This is a genomic window from Myroides marinus (assembly GCF_900109075.1).
GTDB lineage: Bacteria > Bacteroidota > Bacteroidia > Flavobacteriales > Flavobacteriaceae > Flavobacterium > Flavobacterium marinum_A.
This window is the reverse complement of sequence record NZ_FNYS01000005.1, coordinates 105,203-120,135: the sequence shown is the minus strand read 5'-3', so window position 1 is coordinate 120,135 and position 14,933 is coordinate 105,203. Positions and strand designations below refer to the sequence as shown.

The 14,933-nt window shown below is 34.4% G+C and carries 12 protein-coding genes; 10 read left to right on the top strand and 2 right to left on the bottom strand.

Annotated elements, in window-relative coordinates; genetic code table 11:
- The first annotated feature begins 21 nt into the window (after positions 1-21).
- The 5 genes from BMX53_RS07480 (at position 22) to BMX53_RS07460 (ending at position 7,986) form a co-directional block, all read left to right on the top strand.
- A complete protein-coding gene (locus BMX53_RS07480) occupies positions 22-1,413 on the top strand; it encodes an efflux transporter outer membrane subunit (RefSeq protein WP_063176938.1) in 1,392 nt (463 codons plus the stop codon).
- A 143-nt stretch (positions 1,414-1,556) separates the two neighbouring features.
- Positions 1,557-2,717, top strand: coding sequence for an efflux RND transporter periplasmic adaptor subunit (locus BMX53_RS07475; protein WP_074745463.1), 1,161 nt, complete (start codon positions 1,557-1,559; stop codon positions 2,715-2,717).
- Positions 2,718-3,017: 300 nt separating this feature from the next.
- A complete protein-coding gene (locus BMX53_RS07470; RefSeq protein ID WP_074745461.1) occupies positions 3,018-5,855 on the top strand; it encodes a TonB-dependent receptor in 2,838 nt (945 codons plus the stop codon).
- 65 nt (positions 5,856-5,920) lie between these two features.
- Positions 5,921-6,919 carry a metallophosphoesterase gene (locus BMX53_RS07465; protein ID WP_074745459.1) on the top strand — a complete coding sequence of 333 codons (999 nt, stop codon included), beginning with the start codon at positions 5,921-5,923 and terminating at the stop codon, positions 6,917-6,919.
- Positions 6,919-7,986, top strand: coding sequence for a phytase (locus BMX53_RS07460; protein WP_074745457.1), 1,068 nt, complete (start codon positions 6,919-6,921; stop codon positions 7,984-7,986). Before BMX53_RS07465 ends, BMX53_RS07460 begins: the two co-directional genes overlap by 1 nt.
- Positions 7,987-8,053: 67 nt before the next feature.
- Here the strand turns inward: BMX53_RS07460 and BMX53_RS07455 are convergent, their stop codons facing one another.
- Positions 8,054-8,449 carry a hypothetical protein gene (locus tag BMX53_RS07455; RefSeq protein WP_074745455.1) on the bottom strand — a complete coding sequence of 132 codons (396 nt, stop codon included), beginning with the start codon at positions 8,447-8,449 and terminating at the stop codon, positions 8,054-8,056.
- 191 nt (positions 8,450-8,640) lie between these two features.
- On the opposite strand from BMX53_RS07455, the gene BMX53_RS07450 reads away from it, so the two are divergent.
- Both BMX53_RS07450 and BMX53_RS07445 read left to right on the top strand, forming a co-directional pair.
- A complete protein-coding gene (locus BMX53_RS07450; RefSeq protein WP_038986501.1) occupies positions 8,641-9,351 on the top strand; it encodes a DUF981 family protein in 711 nt (236 codons plus the stop codon).
- The gene (locus tag BMX53_RS07445) at positions 9,351-9,854 is read left to right on the top strand and encodes a VOC family protein (protein ID WP_074745453.1); all 504 of its coding nucleotides are present in this window, start codon (positions 9,351-9,353) and stop codon (positions 9,852-9,854) included. Before BMX53_RS07450 ends, BMX53_RS07445 begins: the two co-directional genes overlap by 1 nt.
- Positions 9,855-9,937: 83 nt before the next feature.
- On the opposite strand, the gene BMX53_RS07440 is transcribed toward BMX53_RS07445, so the two are convergent.
- Complete coding sequence (locus tag BMX53_RS07440; protein ID WP_063176930.1) at positions 9,938-10,732, bottom strand: helix-turn-helix domain-containing protein; 795 nt, start codon at positions 10,730-10,732, stop codon at positions 9,938-9,940.
- A 129-nt stretch (positions 10,733-10,861) separates the two neighbouring features.
- Between BMX53_RS07440 and BMX53_RS07435 the strand changes: the two genes are divergently transcribed.
- The 3 genes from BMX53_RS07435 to BMX53_RS07425 are packed head-to-tail and all read left to right on the top strand — an operon-like array spanning position 10,862 to position 14,857.
- Complete coding sequence (locus BMX53_RS07435) at positions 10,862-12,199, top strand: TolC family protein (RefSeq protein WP_074745451.1); 1,338 nt, start codon at positions 10,862-10,864, stop codon at positions 12,197-12,199.
- A complete protein-coding gene (locus BMX53_RS07430; protein WP_074745448.1) occupies positions 12,199-13,272 on the top strand; it encodes an HlyD family secretion protein in 1,074 nt (357 codons plus the stop codon). The genes BMX53_RS07435 and BMX53_RS07430 overlap by 1 nt, the downstream gene beginning before the upstream one ends.
- Positions 13,262-14,857, top strand: a complete 1,596-nt coding sequence (locus tag BMX53_RS07425) for an MFS transporter (RefSeq protein WP_074745592.1) — start codon at positions 13,262-13,264, stop codon at positions 14,855-14,857. The genes BMX53_RS07430 and BMX53_RS07425 overlap by 11 nt, the downstream gene beginning before the upstream one ends.
- The last annotated feature ends 76 nt before the right edge of the window (positions 14,858-14,933 follow it).

The following is a 14,933-nucleotide window of genomic DNA, read 5'->3' as shown; positions in this document are numbered from 1 at the left end:
GTTTAATTATTACGAGAAAGAATGAATAAGATAGTATATATAGCATTAGGTTCAGTATTGTTCGCTTCATGTAAAGTGGGAAAGAACTATGAAAGACCGTCTGTAGAAACACCAAAACAGTTTTATAATGAAGCTGCTTCGGATACTATAGTTAATGATCTAGCACAGTTAGGTTATGTGGAGTTCTTTAAGAACGAAGAATTGACTAAGCTGATTGATCTAGCTATTGAGAGAAATGCGGACTTACAGTTAGCTGTTAAGAACATTGAACAAACTCGATTGTTATACACACAGTCAAGAATGGCTTTGTTACCTGAGTTAACAATGAATGTAGCGGCTAATAGAACGGAGTCTTCAAAGAATAGTTATCTAGCAGCTAATGATGCAGGACGTATTAATGATGATTTTAACGCTAACCTTAACTTGTCTTGGGAACTAGATATCTGGGGTAAAATCAGAAGAGAGAAAGAAGCTGCATTAGCTACATTAATGCAAACAGAAGAGGTAAAACGCGCTATAGAGAATAGATTAGTTGCTGAGGTAGCGACAAGTTATATCAACTTGTTAATGTTAGATGAGCAGTTAAAAATAGCACAAGAAGGTATTGTACTACGTGAGAATACTTACTCTTTAACGAAAAAGATGTTTGAGGTAGGAAATGAGACAATCATCGCTATGCAACAAGCAGAAGCGCAATGGTTAGAATCAAAAGAATTAATACCTCAAATAGAGCAAGAGATTGCCTTACAAGAAAGTGGATTGAATTTGCTTTTGAATAATTATCCGCAGGCTATATCCCGCTCTGTTACATTAAGTGATTTAAATTTCATTACTGATTTAAACACTGGAGTGCCTGTGGATTTTTTAAGTAATCGTCCAGATGTACAGGTAGCAGAGTATGCTCTAAAAGCAGCTAATGCAAAAGTAGGAGCAGCTCAAGGACAAATGTACCCAAGCATTGTTATTTCAGCACAAGGAGGGTTTAACTCTTTTGAAGCATCAAATTGGTTTAATGCACCAGCTTCGTTATTCGGAATGGTAGCAGGAGGGTTGACACAACCTTTGTTTAACCAGAAGAAGTTGAAAACAGCTTATGAAATGGCTGTTGTAGAAAGAGAAAAAGCAGGTATAGAATTTAAGAATAAAGTTATAGCTGGATTTACTGATGTACACAATGCATTAGTGAAGATAGATAAGATATCTCAAAAAGAGGAGGTAATGAAGAAGAGAGTGGATATATTAAACACTTCTCTTACTAATACTAAATTTATGTTTGAGATGGATAAGGCATCTTACTTAGAGGTTGTTAATGCGCAAGGCTTAGCATTACAGAGTAGTTTGAATTTTGCAGAGTTAAAAAGAGATTATTTAGCATCACTAGTTGACTTGTATAGAGCATTGGGAGGACATTAATAACTGATAGTAGATTTTTGATTGAGGATTAAACCAATATTGTTCGCAATATTGGTTTTTTTTGTTTGTGAAGTTATGGTTGATTTAAATTTTTTTCTGTCCTTTGCATCAGTTAGTTATCTTTGTAGTTACAAGAGTGATATATGAGTAATAAAAGTGTTAAAATACAGCAGGTTGTAATGACTGTACTAAGTGTTTTTTTCTTAGTAGGGGTAGGTTATTATGGTAATAAAAATAAAAAGGTTGAGGATGAGTCTACTGAAGTAGCGACTGTGGAGAACGCTGTAGAACACAAGGAAGAAGAAATAGTAGAAAATCAAGTAGCAATAGAAGAAGTAAAAGAAGAGGAAAAAGTAGAAGAAGTAGCTACACTTCCCGCACTTTTATTGTTGCAAAGTAAGTACCATACTTATACGCGTGAATATGTAGCTAAGGTTAAGTTGAAATATAGTACTCCTGTAAGAGAAACAGTGGAAGGAAGAATTGTATCTGTAATAGCTAGAGAAGGACAAATGGTATCTGAAGGACAACCTATGTACGATATAGAAGTTGGGTCGCTTAACATGTCTAAAAAAGAAAGAGATAGAGAACTTAATGAATACAAGAATTTAAAGAAAGATATAGAGCGTGCTGAGAATAAGATGCAGAAACTTGCTAGAAAAGATACTACTGCATTCTTAAAACAGCGTCAGATAGTAGACGATCTTCGTCAGCAATTAAAAACGCTTAATGAGAGTATAAACGGGGATAATAAGAAATATACACGTTATACAATCAAGGCTGAACGAGAAGGTATTGTTCGCAATCTAAACCTAAGAGTCGGTGATGTATTGGCAGCTAACGATAAGAATATACTGTATAACTTAGTTAGCTATGATGTTTACTTTGATATTCCTTCTAATGAATTACCACAGTGGAAAAAAGGATTAGCAGGTGAAGGGCAGACGACTGTTGTGAGCTCATTCGAAGGAGTAGGTGGACAACGTGTTCCTTTTAAACTAAACATTAAAGGTGATAGTGAATTAGTATTCTTAGATAAATCTTCTGCAGTACAAGAGAATCTAAAACTTAGAGATGACGGTGGTATTGATAATAAGATAATCTTATCTATCGTCTATAAAGATGTTATAGAGATACCTGTGACTGCTATTAGTATAGACCCAGAGGGAAGACAAGAAATCACAGTTATCAATGGTAATGGTGATAGTATTAAAAAAGCAATTAATCCTATTCGTAAGTATGCATCTTATGTATTAGTAAATGATTCTTCTTTAGAAGGTACTTCTATTCGAACAGGAAAGTAATAGAAAGTAAAAAAATATGATAACCCCTTGTAGTTTCTACAAGGGGTTATTTGTTTTATAAGCTTTACATAGAGTTAATATCTTATTAATATTGAGAGTGTTGGTTTTTGTTTCTGTAAAGTGTTATATACTTGGTTTTTTTATGTTTTATTTAGATTTATGGTGTTTAATTTATGTATAGAATGTTTTATTTGTGGTAATTATATACATATATGTGTTTTGTTAATGATAATAATAATTAAACATTGACTTGATGAGTGGCTATTAAGTTTGCCTGCAAAACTATACAATGTAATTATTATGAAATTAAAGTACTTATTTTTCTTATTTGCAATTTGTTTTGCATTTACTGTATATGGACAAAACAACCATGTAAAAAAAGGTATATTATCTGGAAGGGTTGTTGATTCTGGAGATAAAAGTTCTCTACCAGGAGCAGCTGTATTGTTAGATAATGGAAAACAATATACTGTGAGTAATAGTGGTGGTTATTATGAGTTCTTAAATATTCCCGAAGGGAAATATACTTTAACAGTTGATTATATCGGTTATACTTCACTTCAAAAAGAAGTAGAGATAGTATCAGGACAAAATAAGGTTTTGAATTTGAGTCTCTCTACAGATGTAGAAACACTAGAAGGTATAGTTGTTATAGGTGAACGTTTAAAAGGACAAGCTAAAGCCTTAAATCAACAGATGAATAATTCGAATATTTCGAATGTTATTTCTGCTGACCAAGTAGGACGTTTTCCTGATTCAAATGTAGGAGATGCACTAAAACGTGTTCCTGGTATAACAATGCAAAATGATCAAGGAGAAGCAAGAAATATAGTTATTCGTGGATTGGCTCCAAGTTTAAATTCTGTTACTTTAAATGGAGATCGTATTCCATCTGCTGAAGGAGACAATCGAAATGTACAAATGGATTTAATTCCGGCTGATATGATTTCGTCTATTGAGGTAAATAAAACACTTACTCCTGACATGGATGCTGATGCTATAGGTGGTTCTGTAGATCTAATTACAAGAGCTTCCCCTTATGGAGAGCGTATCTCTGCTACATTAGCAGGAGGGTATAATCCAATACGTGAGAAAGGTAACTATATTGGTAGTTTTGTATATGGTAATCGTTTCTTTGATTCTAAATTTGGAATGATATTAAGTGGTTCTTATAACAGTAATAACTTTGGATCAGATAATGTGGAAGCTGTATGGGCTAAGGATAAATATGATAATGTATATCTAAGTGAATATGATATTCGAAAATATGATGTTCAACGTGTAAGACGTAGTTTTTCTGGAGCATTTGATTATAAAATCAATGATAACCACACTATCTATGCAAGTGTAATGTATAACTGGAGAGATGATAGAGAGAATCGCTATCGTGTGCGTTATAGAAGTATTAAACCTGATTATGATGCGGATAACAATATCATAGGTTATACTGGGGATATCAGAAGAGAAACTAAAGGTGGTGTAGATAATAATAGAAATAAGAATACTAGATTGGAAGATCAAAGAATTCAGAATTATGCTTTAAGCGGTACACATTTATGGTCTAGTAATTTAGATATGGATTGGTCTGTTAATTATTCAAGAGCTTCAGAAGATAGACCAGGAGAGAGATACCTTGACTTTCAAAATAAGAAGGTGTCTATGCAGGAGCATTTAAGTGATAGCAAATTTCCGATGGTGACTTCTGCTAAAGATCTTCCAGGTAATTTCTCATTTAGAAACCTTACAGAGAATGACAATTTTACAAAAGATAGTGAATTTGGAGCAAAGTTAAATTTTAGAGTACCATTTTCAGTTATTGAAGATCAAAAAGGACGTTTGAGATTTGGAGGTCGTTTAAGGTTGAAAGACAAGAAACGTGAGAATATGTTTTATAAGTTCTCACCAATAGGTACTAATGTAATAGGTAATCTAGATGTTGTGCCAAATAGTTATTATGGTGGAAATGATTTCCAAGCTGGAAATAAGTATGTACCTGGTTATTTTGCTTCTAATCATTATTTAGGAGGATTAGATCTACACAATAGTAGTTTGTTTAAAAAAGAAGCTGTACCAGCTGAGTATTTAGCACTTAATTTTAAAGCTAAAGAAGATATTTATGCTGGTTATATTCGTTGGGATCAGGATTTCAATGAGAACTTATCGATGATAGTAGGTGCTCGTATTGAACATACAAGTATAGATTATACAGGTAATCATATAGTAGATGAGAGTGATTTAGTAGGGCAAGTATCAAATACTAATAGTTATACCAATGTATTACCAAGTCTTACTTTTAAGTATCAGACTGCATCTGATTGGATCTACAGAGCAGCATTTACAACAGCATTAGCTAGACCAGATTATTATGCATTGGCACCTTATATTAATGTATCATCTCAAGATAACGCGTTATCAGCAGGTAATCCAGATTTAAAGGCAACTTATGCTTATAACTTTGACTTAATGGCAGAGAAGTACTTTAAATCTGTAGGGATGTTCTCAGCGGGTATATTTTATAAGAACTTAAATGACTTTATTTATACTTATAGATCGGATTCATTTACAAGAGATAACTTTACTGAGCTTTTCCCAGATCAAGTAAACCCTATTAAGACTGGGGAGAATTGGAAATTTATGCAACAAAGAAATGGTGATCAGGTAAACTTATTTGGAGTAGAAGTAGCTTTCCAAAGACAACTTGATTTCTTACCAGGTAAATTCTTTAAAGGTTTAGGAGTATATGTAAACTATACGTATACACACTCTGAAGCTAAAGGGATAGCTAATGAGGATGGGGAACTAAGAAAAAACATGAAGTTGCCAGGTGCAGCTCCACACATGTTTAATGGATCTTTATCTTGGGAGAATGACCGTTTTTCGGCTCGAGTATCTGTAAATTATACATCTGATTACTTAGACGCATTAGGAGGAAATGAGTTCGAAGATAGTTATTACGATAAGCAACTATTCTTAGATGCGAATGCTTCATATAAAATCACACGTTATTTACGTGTATTTGCAGAAGCAAATAATTTGACTAATCAACCTTTGAGATATTATCAAGGAGTGAGTCATAGAGTAAAACAAATGGAGTACTATCAACCTAAGTTTACATTAGGATTGAAGTTTGATTTCTAATAAATAATACAAAATAAGAATGAGGGCGAATATGAATCGCCCTTGTTCCATTATAATAACTTACAATGAAAAAAATATTATATATACTAACCTTAATCGCTCTTTCTTTTAATAGTCATGCACAAACTCCTTTTGAGTATGAGAAAAGTACTGGATATAGTGGGAACAATATTCCTAGTCTAGTTTATAAAGATGATAGCTTTAACTTTTTGGTTATGGGAGACTTTGGTAGAGTAGGAGATTACTATCAAAGAGATGTGGCTAGAGAAATGGGAAATGCAATGGTGGTATTAGACGGAGAGTTTGTGGTATCGGTAGGAGATAATTTTTATCCTAATGGTGTAGCAAGCACAGAAGATTACCACTGGATATCTTCTTTTGAAAGTATATATACCAATCCATCTTTATATGCAGACTGGTATGTTGCATTAGGAAATCACGATTATCTAGGTAATGTACAGGCACAAGTAGATTATACTAAAGTTAGTAAACGATGGAATATGCCTGATCGTTATTATAGTAAAGAGTTTAAACTTGACAATGGAGAAAAGCTGTTGTTAGTGGTTATGGATACTAATCCGTTTATAGATGGTTATCAGAAGAGCAGTAAGTATGGTGATCTTCGCGAACAAGATACTGCTAAACAGATGAAATGGCTTGAAGAGACTTTAGGTAAAGCGGATAAATCTATTCAATGGAAAATAGTAGTAGGACATCATCCTATGTATAGTGGAGGGAAGCGTAAAACGAATAAGGATACCCAAGGTTTTGAGCAGAAGTTTGCGGATTTCTTTGATAAACATAAAGTAGATGCTTATATCTGTGGGCATGAGCATGATTTGCAAATTATAAAACCTAAAGAACGTTATACAACACAGTTTTTATCAGGTGCAGCGAGTGAGGTAAGACCGTCAGGAGAAATGGAACATACTATATTTGCTGCAGCAGAACCAGGCTTTATGACGTTTTCTATTTTAGATAAGGAATTGACTGTACAAGTGGTCAAAGCAGATAAGGCAGAAGCAAAAGTGTTATATACACATATAATTAAAAAGGATAAATAATGAAAAATAAATATATCTACTCTTTAGTAGCTTTAGCATTATTAGTAAGCTGTAAAGATAAATTAGCTCCTGTGGCTGAGGATGCTATACAACCGACAATAATTACAGAACAAACGATATACGATACTGATGATCCTGCTATTTGGGTTAATCCAATAGATAAGAGTAAAAGCCTTGTTATCGGTACAGATAAGGAAAATGGAGGAGGTATCTATGCTTATGATTTACAAGGAAAAATAGTTAATAAACATTTAGATATGGCTCGCCCTAATAATGTGGATATTGTATATGGATTTTCTTATAAAAATGAGCTGATTGATATTGCTGTGGTAACAGAACGCAATGCTAATGCCATACGTGTATTCAGATTACCAGAATTAACCCCTATAGATGATGGAGGTTTGAAAGTATTCGAAGGAGAAAAAGAAGAAAATTACAATGAACCAATGGGAATTGCTCTATTTGAAAAGAAAGAAGGAGAGTATAAATCTCTTTTGGCAATAGTAGGTCGTAAGAGTGGCCCTTCTGAAGAATACTTATGGCAGTATAAGATACAATCAGATGATGCAGGTAAGTTGAGTCTTGAGTTAAAGAGAAAGTTTGGTACTTATAGTGGAAAGAAAGAAATAGAAGCAATAGCAGTGGATCAAGAATTGGGGTATATATATTATTCTGATGAAACAGTAGGTGTACGTAAGTATTATGCTGATCCTGAAAAGGGAAATCAAGAGTTGGCTTTCTTTGCAAAGGAGGATGCTAAAAGAGACCATGAAGGGATTGGTATCTATAAGAAAGATGATCTGACGGGGTATATTATAGTTTCTGACCAACAAGAGAATGCTATATTAGTTTATCCAAGAGAAGGAAAAGGAGCTAATCCACATGATCATCAGTTAATCGCTAAAATACCAGTCTCAGCAATAGAATGTGATGGCTTAGAGATAACTTCGTTAGGACTAAATAATACTTTCGATAAAGGGATGTTAGTTATGATGAGTAATGGTAAGGTTTTTCATTATTATGATTGGAAACTTATCCAACAAGAAATAGATAAAGTAAAGAAGTAAATAAAAAACGAGTCAGTAATGACTCGTTTTTTTTGTGTTAGATCTGAATAATAATGTGTAATTTTCTCTATTTCTTTACCTTCTTTAGAATGATATTATCATCTTTATGAGTAATGGTAAAAACACCAAGGTCAGTATCCTTTAAGGGTTTTAGTTCTTTACAATACACATTGTATTCTAAACTATTTAAGAATAGACTAACAGTATTGTTAGATAGATTATATCGACCTTTAGAGGTAATAAAGCAATCGTTACCACATGGCCAAGAGTTATAGCTAGTAAAAGTGTTTAGGTCTGTAAATTCTATAAAGTTACCCCATCTCATATCTGTACGTGGTGATAAGATGTATTCCTCAGCTTCTTTATCGTGAATAACAGAGCTAATAATCCAAGTACCTCTTATGTCTTGAGCATTGACGGTAGTTATAAAGAGTAAACAGAAGTAGGAGAATAGTGTTTTCATATAATAGTTTATATATAATAAACGTAAAGTATTGTCTTTTAGTGTTTTTTCTTTTTTATGAATGCTTCAAATATTTGATTAAATAGGATTTTAAAATAATGAATATCAAATAGAAAGGTAGTTAAAGTCTGGGTGCTGATGCGAAAGTTGATAGGTTTTTATTAAATTTAATAAAACCAAAAAACAATCTTATGGATAAATTAATTATTGATTGGCAACAATTGCCAACTTACAATACTGTTATGGCTGTAGCTTCTGGTGCAGCACTGTTGTCTCTAGCAACAATAGGAAGAAGTTTGATTAATAATCAAAAAGTAAATCCTAAAGGTTGGGCAATGAATCTATTCACATTAGCTTTAATCTTAATTACAACAGGACTTCATATGACAGTTACTTGGCCATTGGCAAAGTACTTCCCTTTTGATAATATTATCTTTGGAGAACCTTCTCTGGTATTAGGAGCGATGTTATTACCTATTGCTTATTATTTCTGGAAACATGAGAAAGATGTAGTAGAGAATGAGAATAGAATGCAGGCTATAGCAGCTAACTTTAGACATTTCAAATATCTTATGATTGGAATAGGATTAGGAATGATTGGTATTGCTTTTGCAGGAGTTATTTACCAACTATTTGCAGCGCCAAAGGAAGAACCTATCTCAGGTATGTTTGCCGATTATCCAATGTTTGAGGCAGTGTGTATTTCTTTAGTATATGCAGGTATTGGAATAGCGGCTGTAATTATGCCTTCTACTTTAGAAAAGCTTACGCAAGGAAATCACAATAATAACACAGTTAAGTTTGCTTACTTTTTGTTGACATTAGTAGGATGGGTATGGTTGTTATTCGGTGCTTTAAACTATTTTACACATATAGGTTTAATCGTTAATACTATGGGATAATGAAAAATATAGAACAAAGAAACTACCCAGTTAATTTCTCACACGTGGGACTAACAGTACCAGATTTAGCTAAAGCAATAGCATTCTATACAGAAGTAATGGGATGGTATCACTTATCAGGTCCTATTATTGTTAATGAAGTAGGAGGAGGAAGACTTGCAGAGATTGGTAAGATACTGTATGGTACAGGATGGAAACAATTTAGTTTTGCTCATTTGAGTTCAGCTGATGGAATAGGTTGTGAGTTGTTTGAATTTGCAAATAACACTGATAAAGAATCAGTTAATACTCCATTTCGTACAGGAATGTTCCACTTTTGTGTACAAGATCCTAATATTGAGGAGCTAGTAGCAAGAATTGAAGAACATGGAGGAGAAAAAATGTGTGATATTATAGAGTTAGATCCAGGGAATAAACCCTATAAGATGGTTTATGTAAAAGACCCTTTCGGAAATATGATTGAGATTTATACACACTCTTATGAAAGACATAACTTAGGATAAGTACATATGGTTTACAGTTAATGAGGTGTGGTCTTAAAATATTCATCATTAGCTGTAAATACTTTTATCCTCTATTTCTCAACTTACCCCTCTCTTTTATTCCTCATTTCCAAAGGGCGTATCCCTGTGAATTCGCGAAAGGCATTGCTAAATGAACCAAGTGTTACATAACCTACTGTATTCGCTATTTCGCTTATAGACTGTTCTGTTTTCATCAATAACTCTATTGCTTTTACAATGCGTAGTGCTTTGAGGTATTGTAAGAAAGGAACTTGAAGTTCTGCCTGAAAGAGGCGTGATACAGAGCGCTCACTAAGATTAAACTTATCACTAATATCTGCTAATGTAAGTTGCTTCCCAAAGTGTATATCTAAGTAATCTGTAATCTTAACCATACGAGGATTATCACTGATAGGAAGTTGTAATTGCATATTCTTATTAATGGAAGAAGGCAATATATTCTTTAAAGCTTGTAAGAACTCAAAGTTAGGTGTCTGAGGATCTACCATAAGGTCATGCCAACGCTCAGTATAAGCAATCATCTCGATTACTAAATCAGAAGCTGCATATATTCCCAATTCGTTATAGAAAGGACTTTTATTGTCATCATTTGTATAAAAGTACAAAGAGCGAAGTACAGTAGCGGAGTGACTAAGCTTTAATATATGTGGAACACCACTTGGGATCCAAAAGAAGTAACGCGCAGGTACTACATAAGTAATATTATCTACAGTTACATATGTGATTCCTCCCTCTACATAGGTCAATTGCCCTTTTTGATGTTGATGTAGCGGATAGCGTTTGTCTGATTTTTCGTGAGTTACGAATACACCATCTTCTACAGTGTCTATGAAGTCTAATGAGTCAATGATTCTCATGGATAGGGCTAATTATTATGGGGCACAAAAGTAAGGATGATTTTGTCTGTTTTCAATAAAAAGTTGACTATTTTAGAAGTACAAGGTATAGTGTACTCCCTTTACTTTTGCGACGAATAAAAATAGTATATGAACCTCGGAAGTCGCCTTCTATTACCTGTGTTTGCAAGTAGTACCCTGATGGGGTATAGCCAAACTACAAACTTGTCAATTTTACCTAAAGACACCCTTAGAATTACCCTAAATGAAGTTTGGCAACAAACGGATGTACAGAGTAAGAAAGCGTTAATCTATATCAAAGAACAAGAGATTAGCCAAGAGAATACAAAAGATGCGCAGATGGGGAGATATCCAGTTTTTAACGCTGTTGCTAAAGTTGAGAAAGCAAGTAATATTCCTGTATATTCTAACGGGATATTTAATAAGCCAGAACAACACGATGTCATCCATACACTCTATAACACAGGAGTGTCTATGTACCTAAATCTTTATAGTGGTAATCGCCAAAACTTAGAGATAGAAGAGCGCAAAACACTTGCTCATAAAACGGCTATTCGCGCTGAGTTATCACAGTCTGAAGTTCGCTTAGAAGCAGCGAAGAGTTATTTGACACTGGCTAAGGTGTTGCGTTTTAGAGAAGTGATAAAACACGATATCGCAGATCAAAAAGAGCAATTGGCAGAAGTGGAAAAACTCTATAAACACGGCGTTATTCTTAAGAGTGACGTGCTACGTGCTACAATGGAAGTGTCTAAGAGAGAAATGACTTTAGTACAAATAGAAAACGATATTCTAATAGAAAACCAGAGGTTGACCTTATTAATGGGGCAAGAGGATACAGAATTTGTCTTACCTCAAGAGCTATCAGAAGAACTACCTATAGTAGAACCTTATGAAGAGGCCTTAGGAATAGCAGCAGAGCACGCTCATAAGCATTTGCTATCAGAAGAAGACCTTGCACTAAGTGAAATAGAGAAAAAGAAGATAAAAGCACTTAATAAACCAAGTGTTGGACTTATCGGAAACTTTACTATGGCTAATCCACAGATATTCTTATACCCTTATAATCCAAGCTGGTATAGTTTAGGAACTATAGGTGTACAGGTTTCTTTTCCTATTTCGTCTATTTATCACAATAAACACAAGATCAAAAGCAGTGCCTTAGAGCATGAGAAAGAGGAGATACAACATCACCATATACAAGATCAAATCAAGCAAGAAGTGCAACAAGCTTATTTGCGATATAAAGAGTCATTAGTACAAATAGAAGTTTGTACTAAGAACAAAGCACAAGCTTCTGAGAATGCCCGCATTATCAAGAATACTTATTTTAATAAAATATCCTTACTCACAGATTTATTAGATGCTGATTTACAGCATTTGCAAACGCAGTTTGAATTAGAAGCTGCCAAATTAGATAGCATTTACAAATATTATACTCTTCAACAAGCAAAAGGACTATTATAATGGACATTAAGACACGTATTAAAATTACAGACCGCTTTATTACTCGTGTAACGCGTTATATCGCATTAGCAGTTATATTTTTTGGTTGTATTTGGGGTATTCGCACGCTTTGGACTTATTGGAGATATGAACAGACAAACGATGCACAAGTACAAGAGTATATTAACCCTGTTATAGCGCGAGTGGGAGGATATTTAACAGAGGTGCGCTATGAGGAGAATGAGATAGTAGCTAAAGGAGATACTTTACTTATAGTGGATAATAGAGAGTATATCTATGCTCAAGCAGAAACTACAGCAGATATAGATAAACAATATGCTCAGTTAAAAGAGTTAGAAGCACGCCAGTATACATTAGCGCAAACAGCTGCTGCTGCAAAGAGTCAGATACAAGGACGTGAGTCAAAGTTTAAGCAACAAGAATTAGATTATAATAGATATCACAAACTGTATGAAGTAGATGCTGCTACTGCTCAACAGTTAGAAGAAAAAAGCGCTCAGCTTGATATCGATAGAAGTGACTGGAAAAGCAGTGTAGAGAATGCACAAGCTGCTCAAGCAAGTATATCGGATATAGAGGCCCAAAAAAGAGTATTAGAGAAAGAGATTTCTCGCTTAAAACAACTTCAAAATTATAAAGACTTGACAGTAGGATATACAGTTATCACTGCTCCATATCGTGGTAGGATGGGGAAGAGAAGTATTGACTTAGGGCAAATGATTACGCCTGGTCAAGTCTTAACTTATATAGTGAATGATGAAACGCCTAAGTGGATTGTGGCTAACTTTAAGGAAACACAGATTAGAAATATCCGCTTAGGAGATGAAGCAGAGATTGCTGTAGATGCTTATCCTGACACTCAGTTTAAAGGAAAAGTGATTTCTATAGCACCAGCCACAGGCTCGAGCTTCTCATTACTCCCTCCCGATAATGCTACAGGGAATTTCGTTAAGATAGTACAGCGAATCCCTGTTCGTATCGAGATTACAGCACCAAGTGATTCTGAGGAATTGCTAAAAGCAGGTATGAATGTAAATGTTCTTATCTCTAAAAAACAAAAAGATGCAAAGTAGCGATACATCTACCTTATTTGTTAATTGGATACCAGAGTGGGCAGTACGCGTCATCCTTTTTGTACTTTTGATGCCGAGTATTGTCCTCTTCTTTCTACCTGCTGCTAATGCTACAGCAGCAGCAGGTTATTTTGGCTGTGATCCTCGTGATATACAGTTTTCAGTCTCTTTGCTTTATGCAGGCTTTGTGTCTTTTTATAGCTTAGAGAGACGTTTCTTTACTTACTTAGCGACTAAGGAATACTTCATAATCTTTAATGTTCTACAGCTCTTAGGTTGTGTTGTGCTGTATAATGTGCAGGCGTTATGTATAGTGTTCCCTATTCGCTTTTTACAAGGGATGTTGTTTGCCAGTACAGTGAATCTGTGTATTTCGACTATGTATATGCGCCTCGAAAGTTCTAAGGCAAGGGAGATATCATTCTCTTGTTTTTATGGAATCTTGATTTGTGCTACTCCCTTTAATCAATTGATAACTTCAGATATCATTGATCAGTATGACTATTCTTTCTTGTATAAAGTAGCTGCTTTTTCTTTTGTGCCTGGGTTGATTATGATTATGTTGACTATGCGACATGTGCGCCTTAGTCGTAAGTTGCCGTTGTACAATTTAGATTGGGAGAGTTTTGTATTGTATGCAGTAGCTGTTGTGCTATTTGGTTATATGGCTATTTATGGGCAACAGTATTACTGGTTCGAAGATGAGACTATACGTTGGGTAGGATTGGGAATATTGTTATCAATGATAGTGTTTATAGCTCGTCAGAAGCGATTAAAACGACCTTATATTAATTGGGATGTATGGAACTATAGAAACTTTAAAATAGGCTTATTCCTATTGTTTATACTCTACATATGCCGATTTGCTTCTGGGATTACCAATACGCACTTTATTACTGCGCTACATCTTGACCCTCGACATTTGTCTTATCTAAACGTCTTTAATCTGATCGGTTTAGTAGCAGGGGTAGTGGTAGCTTGTATTTGGTTGTTGAGAAGATATCAGATGCGTTTTATCTGGAGTTTAGGTTTTGTGTTCTTATTCCTTTATCACTTAGGAATGTATTTATTATTTGTTCCAACTGCCAATAATGATTCATATTATATACTGTTGTTCTGTCAAGGTTTTGGAGTAGGATTATTAATGGTTCCGACTATTATATATTGTGTTGCTTCTGTACCTGTAGAACTTGGCCCTTCTGCCGCAGCAGTTTGTTTGGCAATACGCTATTTAGGATATACAACGAGTACAGCTGTGATGAACTATTACAATCTATACAGTAGTAGTCTTCACCAAAGTCGTTTTGCTGATTATTTAAACTATGCAAATCCTTTCTTACAACGCAAACTCAATCAAGGAATGAGTAAGCTTGAGGGAAGAGGATTGTTACACACTCCTGCACAAGAGGCGAGTGAGAAGTTGCTATTGACTGATTTGAGTAAACAAATAGAGTTGAGGTATGCAATGGATTATTACGAGCTGATGTGTTGGATGTTATTAGTGATAGTCATTTTAGTCATATTTACACCATATCTAAGTAAGACTTGGGTGTATTTAAAGTCTAAGACACTATCTCCTTTTTAATATTGCCATTTTTTAGGTTGAGTACTGATAGAAAACTCCTTAGTTAATGATAGATTGCTAAGGAGTTTTTGTTTTC

Excerpts from the sequence above, each read along its gene's own strand:
- BMX53_RS07480 (WP_063176938.1), top strand. The coding sequence starts at position 22 with ATGAATAAGATAGTATATATAGCATTAGGTTCAGTATTGTTCGCTTCA.
- BMX53_RS07475 (WP_074745463.1), top strand. The coding sequence starts at position 1,557 with ATGAGTAATAAAAGTGTTAAAATACAGCAGGTTGTAATGACTGTACTA.
- BMX53_RS07470 (WP_074745461.1), top strand. The coding sequence starts at position 3,018 with ATGAAATTAAAGTACTTATTTTTCTTATTTGCAATTTGTTTTGCATTT.
- BMX53_RS07465 (WP_074745459.1), top strand. The coding sequence starts at position 5,921 with ATGAAAAAAATATTATATATACTAACCTTAATCGCTCTTTCTTTTAAT.
- BMX53_RS07460 (WP_074745457.1), top strand. The coding sequence starts at position 6,919 with ATGAAAAATAAATATATCTACTCTTTAGTAGCTTTAGCATTATTAGTA.
- BMX53_RS07455 (WP_074745455.1), bottom strand. The coding sequence starts at position 8,449 with ATGAAAACACTATTCTCCTACTTCTGTTTACTCTTTATAACTACCGTC.
- BMX53_RS07450 (WP_038986501.1), top strand. The coding sequence starts at position 8,641 with ATGGATAAATTAATTATTGATTGGCAACAATTGCCAACTTACAATACT.
- BMX53_RS07445 (WP_074745453.1), top strand. The coding sequence starts at position 9,351 with ATGAAAAATATAGAACAAAGAAACTACCCAGTTAATTTCTCACACGTG.
- BMX53_RS07440 (WP_063176930.1), bottom strand. The coding sequence starts at position 10,732 with ATGAGAATCATTGACTCATTAGACTTCATAGACACTGTAGAAGATGGT.
- BMX53_RS07435 (WP_074745451.1), top strand. The coding sequence starts at position 10,862 with ATGAACCTCGGAAGTCGCCTTCTATTACCTGTGTTTGCAAGTAGTACC.
- BMX53_RS07430 (WP_074745448.1), top strand. The coding sequence starts at position 12,199 with ATGGACATTAAGACACGTATTAAAATTACAGACCGCTTTATTACTCGT.
- BMX53_RS07425 (WP_074745592.1), top strand. The coding sequence starts at position 13,262 with ATGCAAAGTAGCGATACATCTACCTTATTTGTTAATTGGATACCAGAG.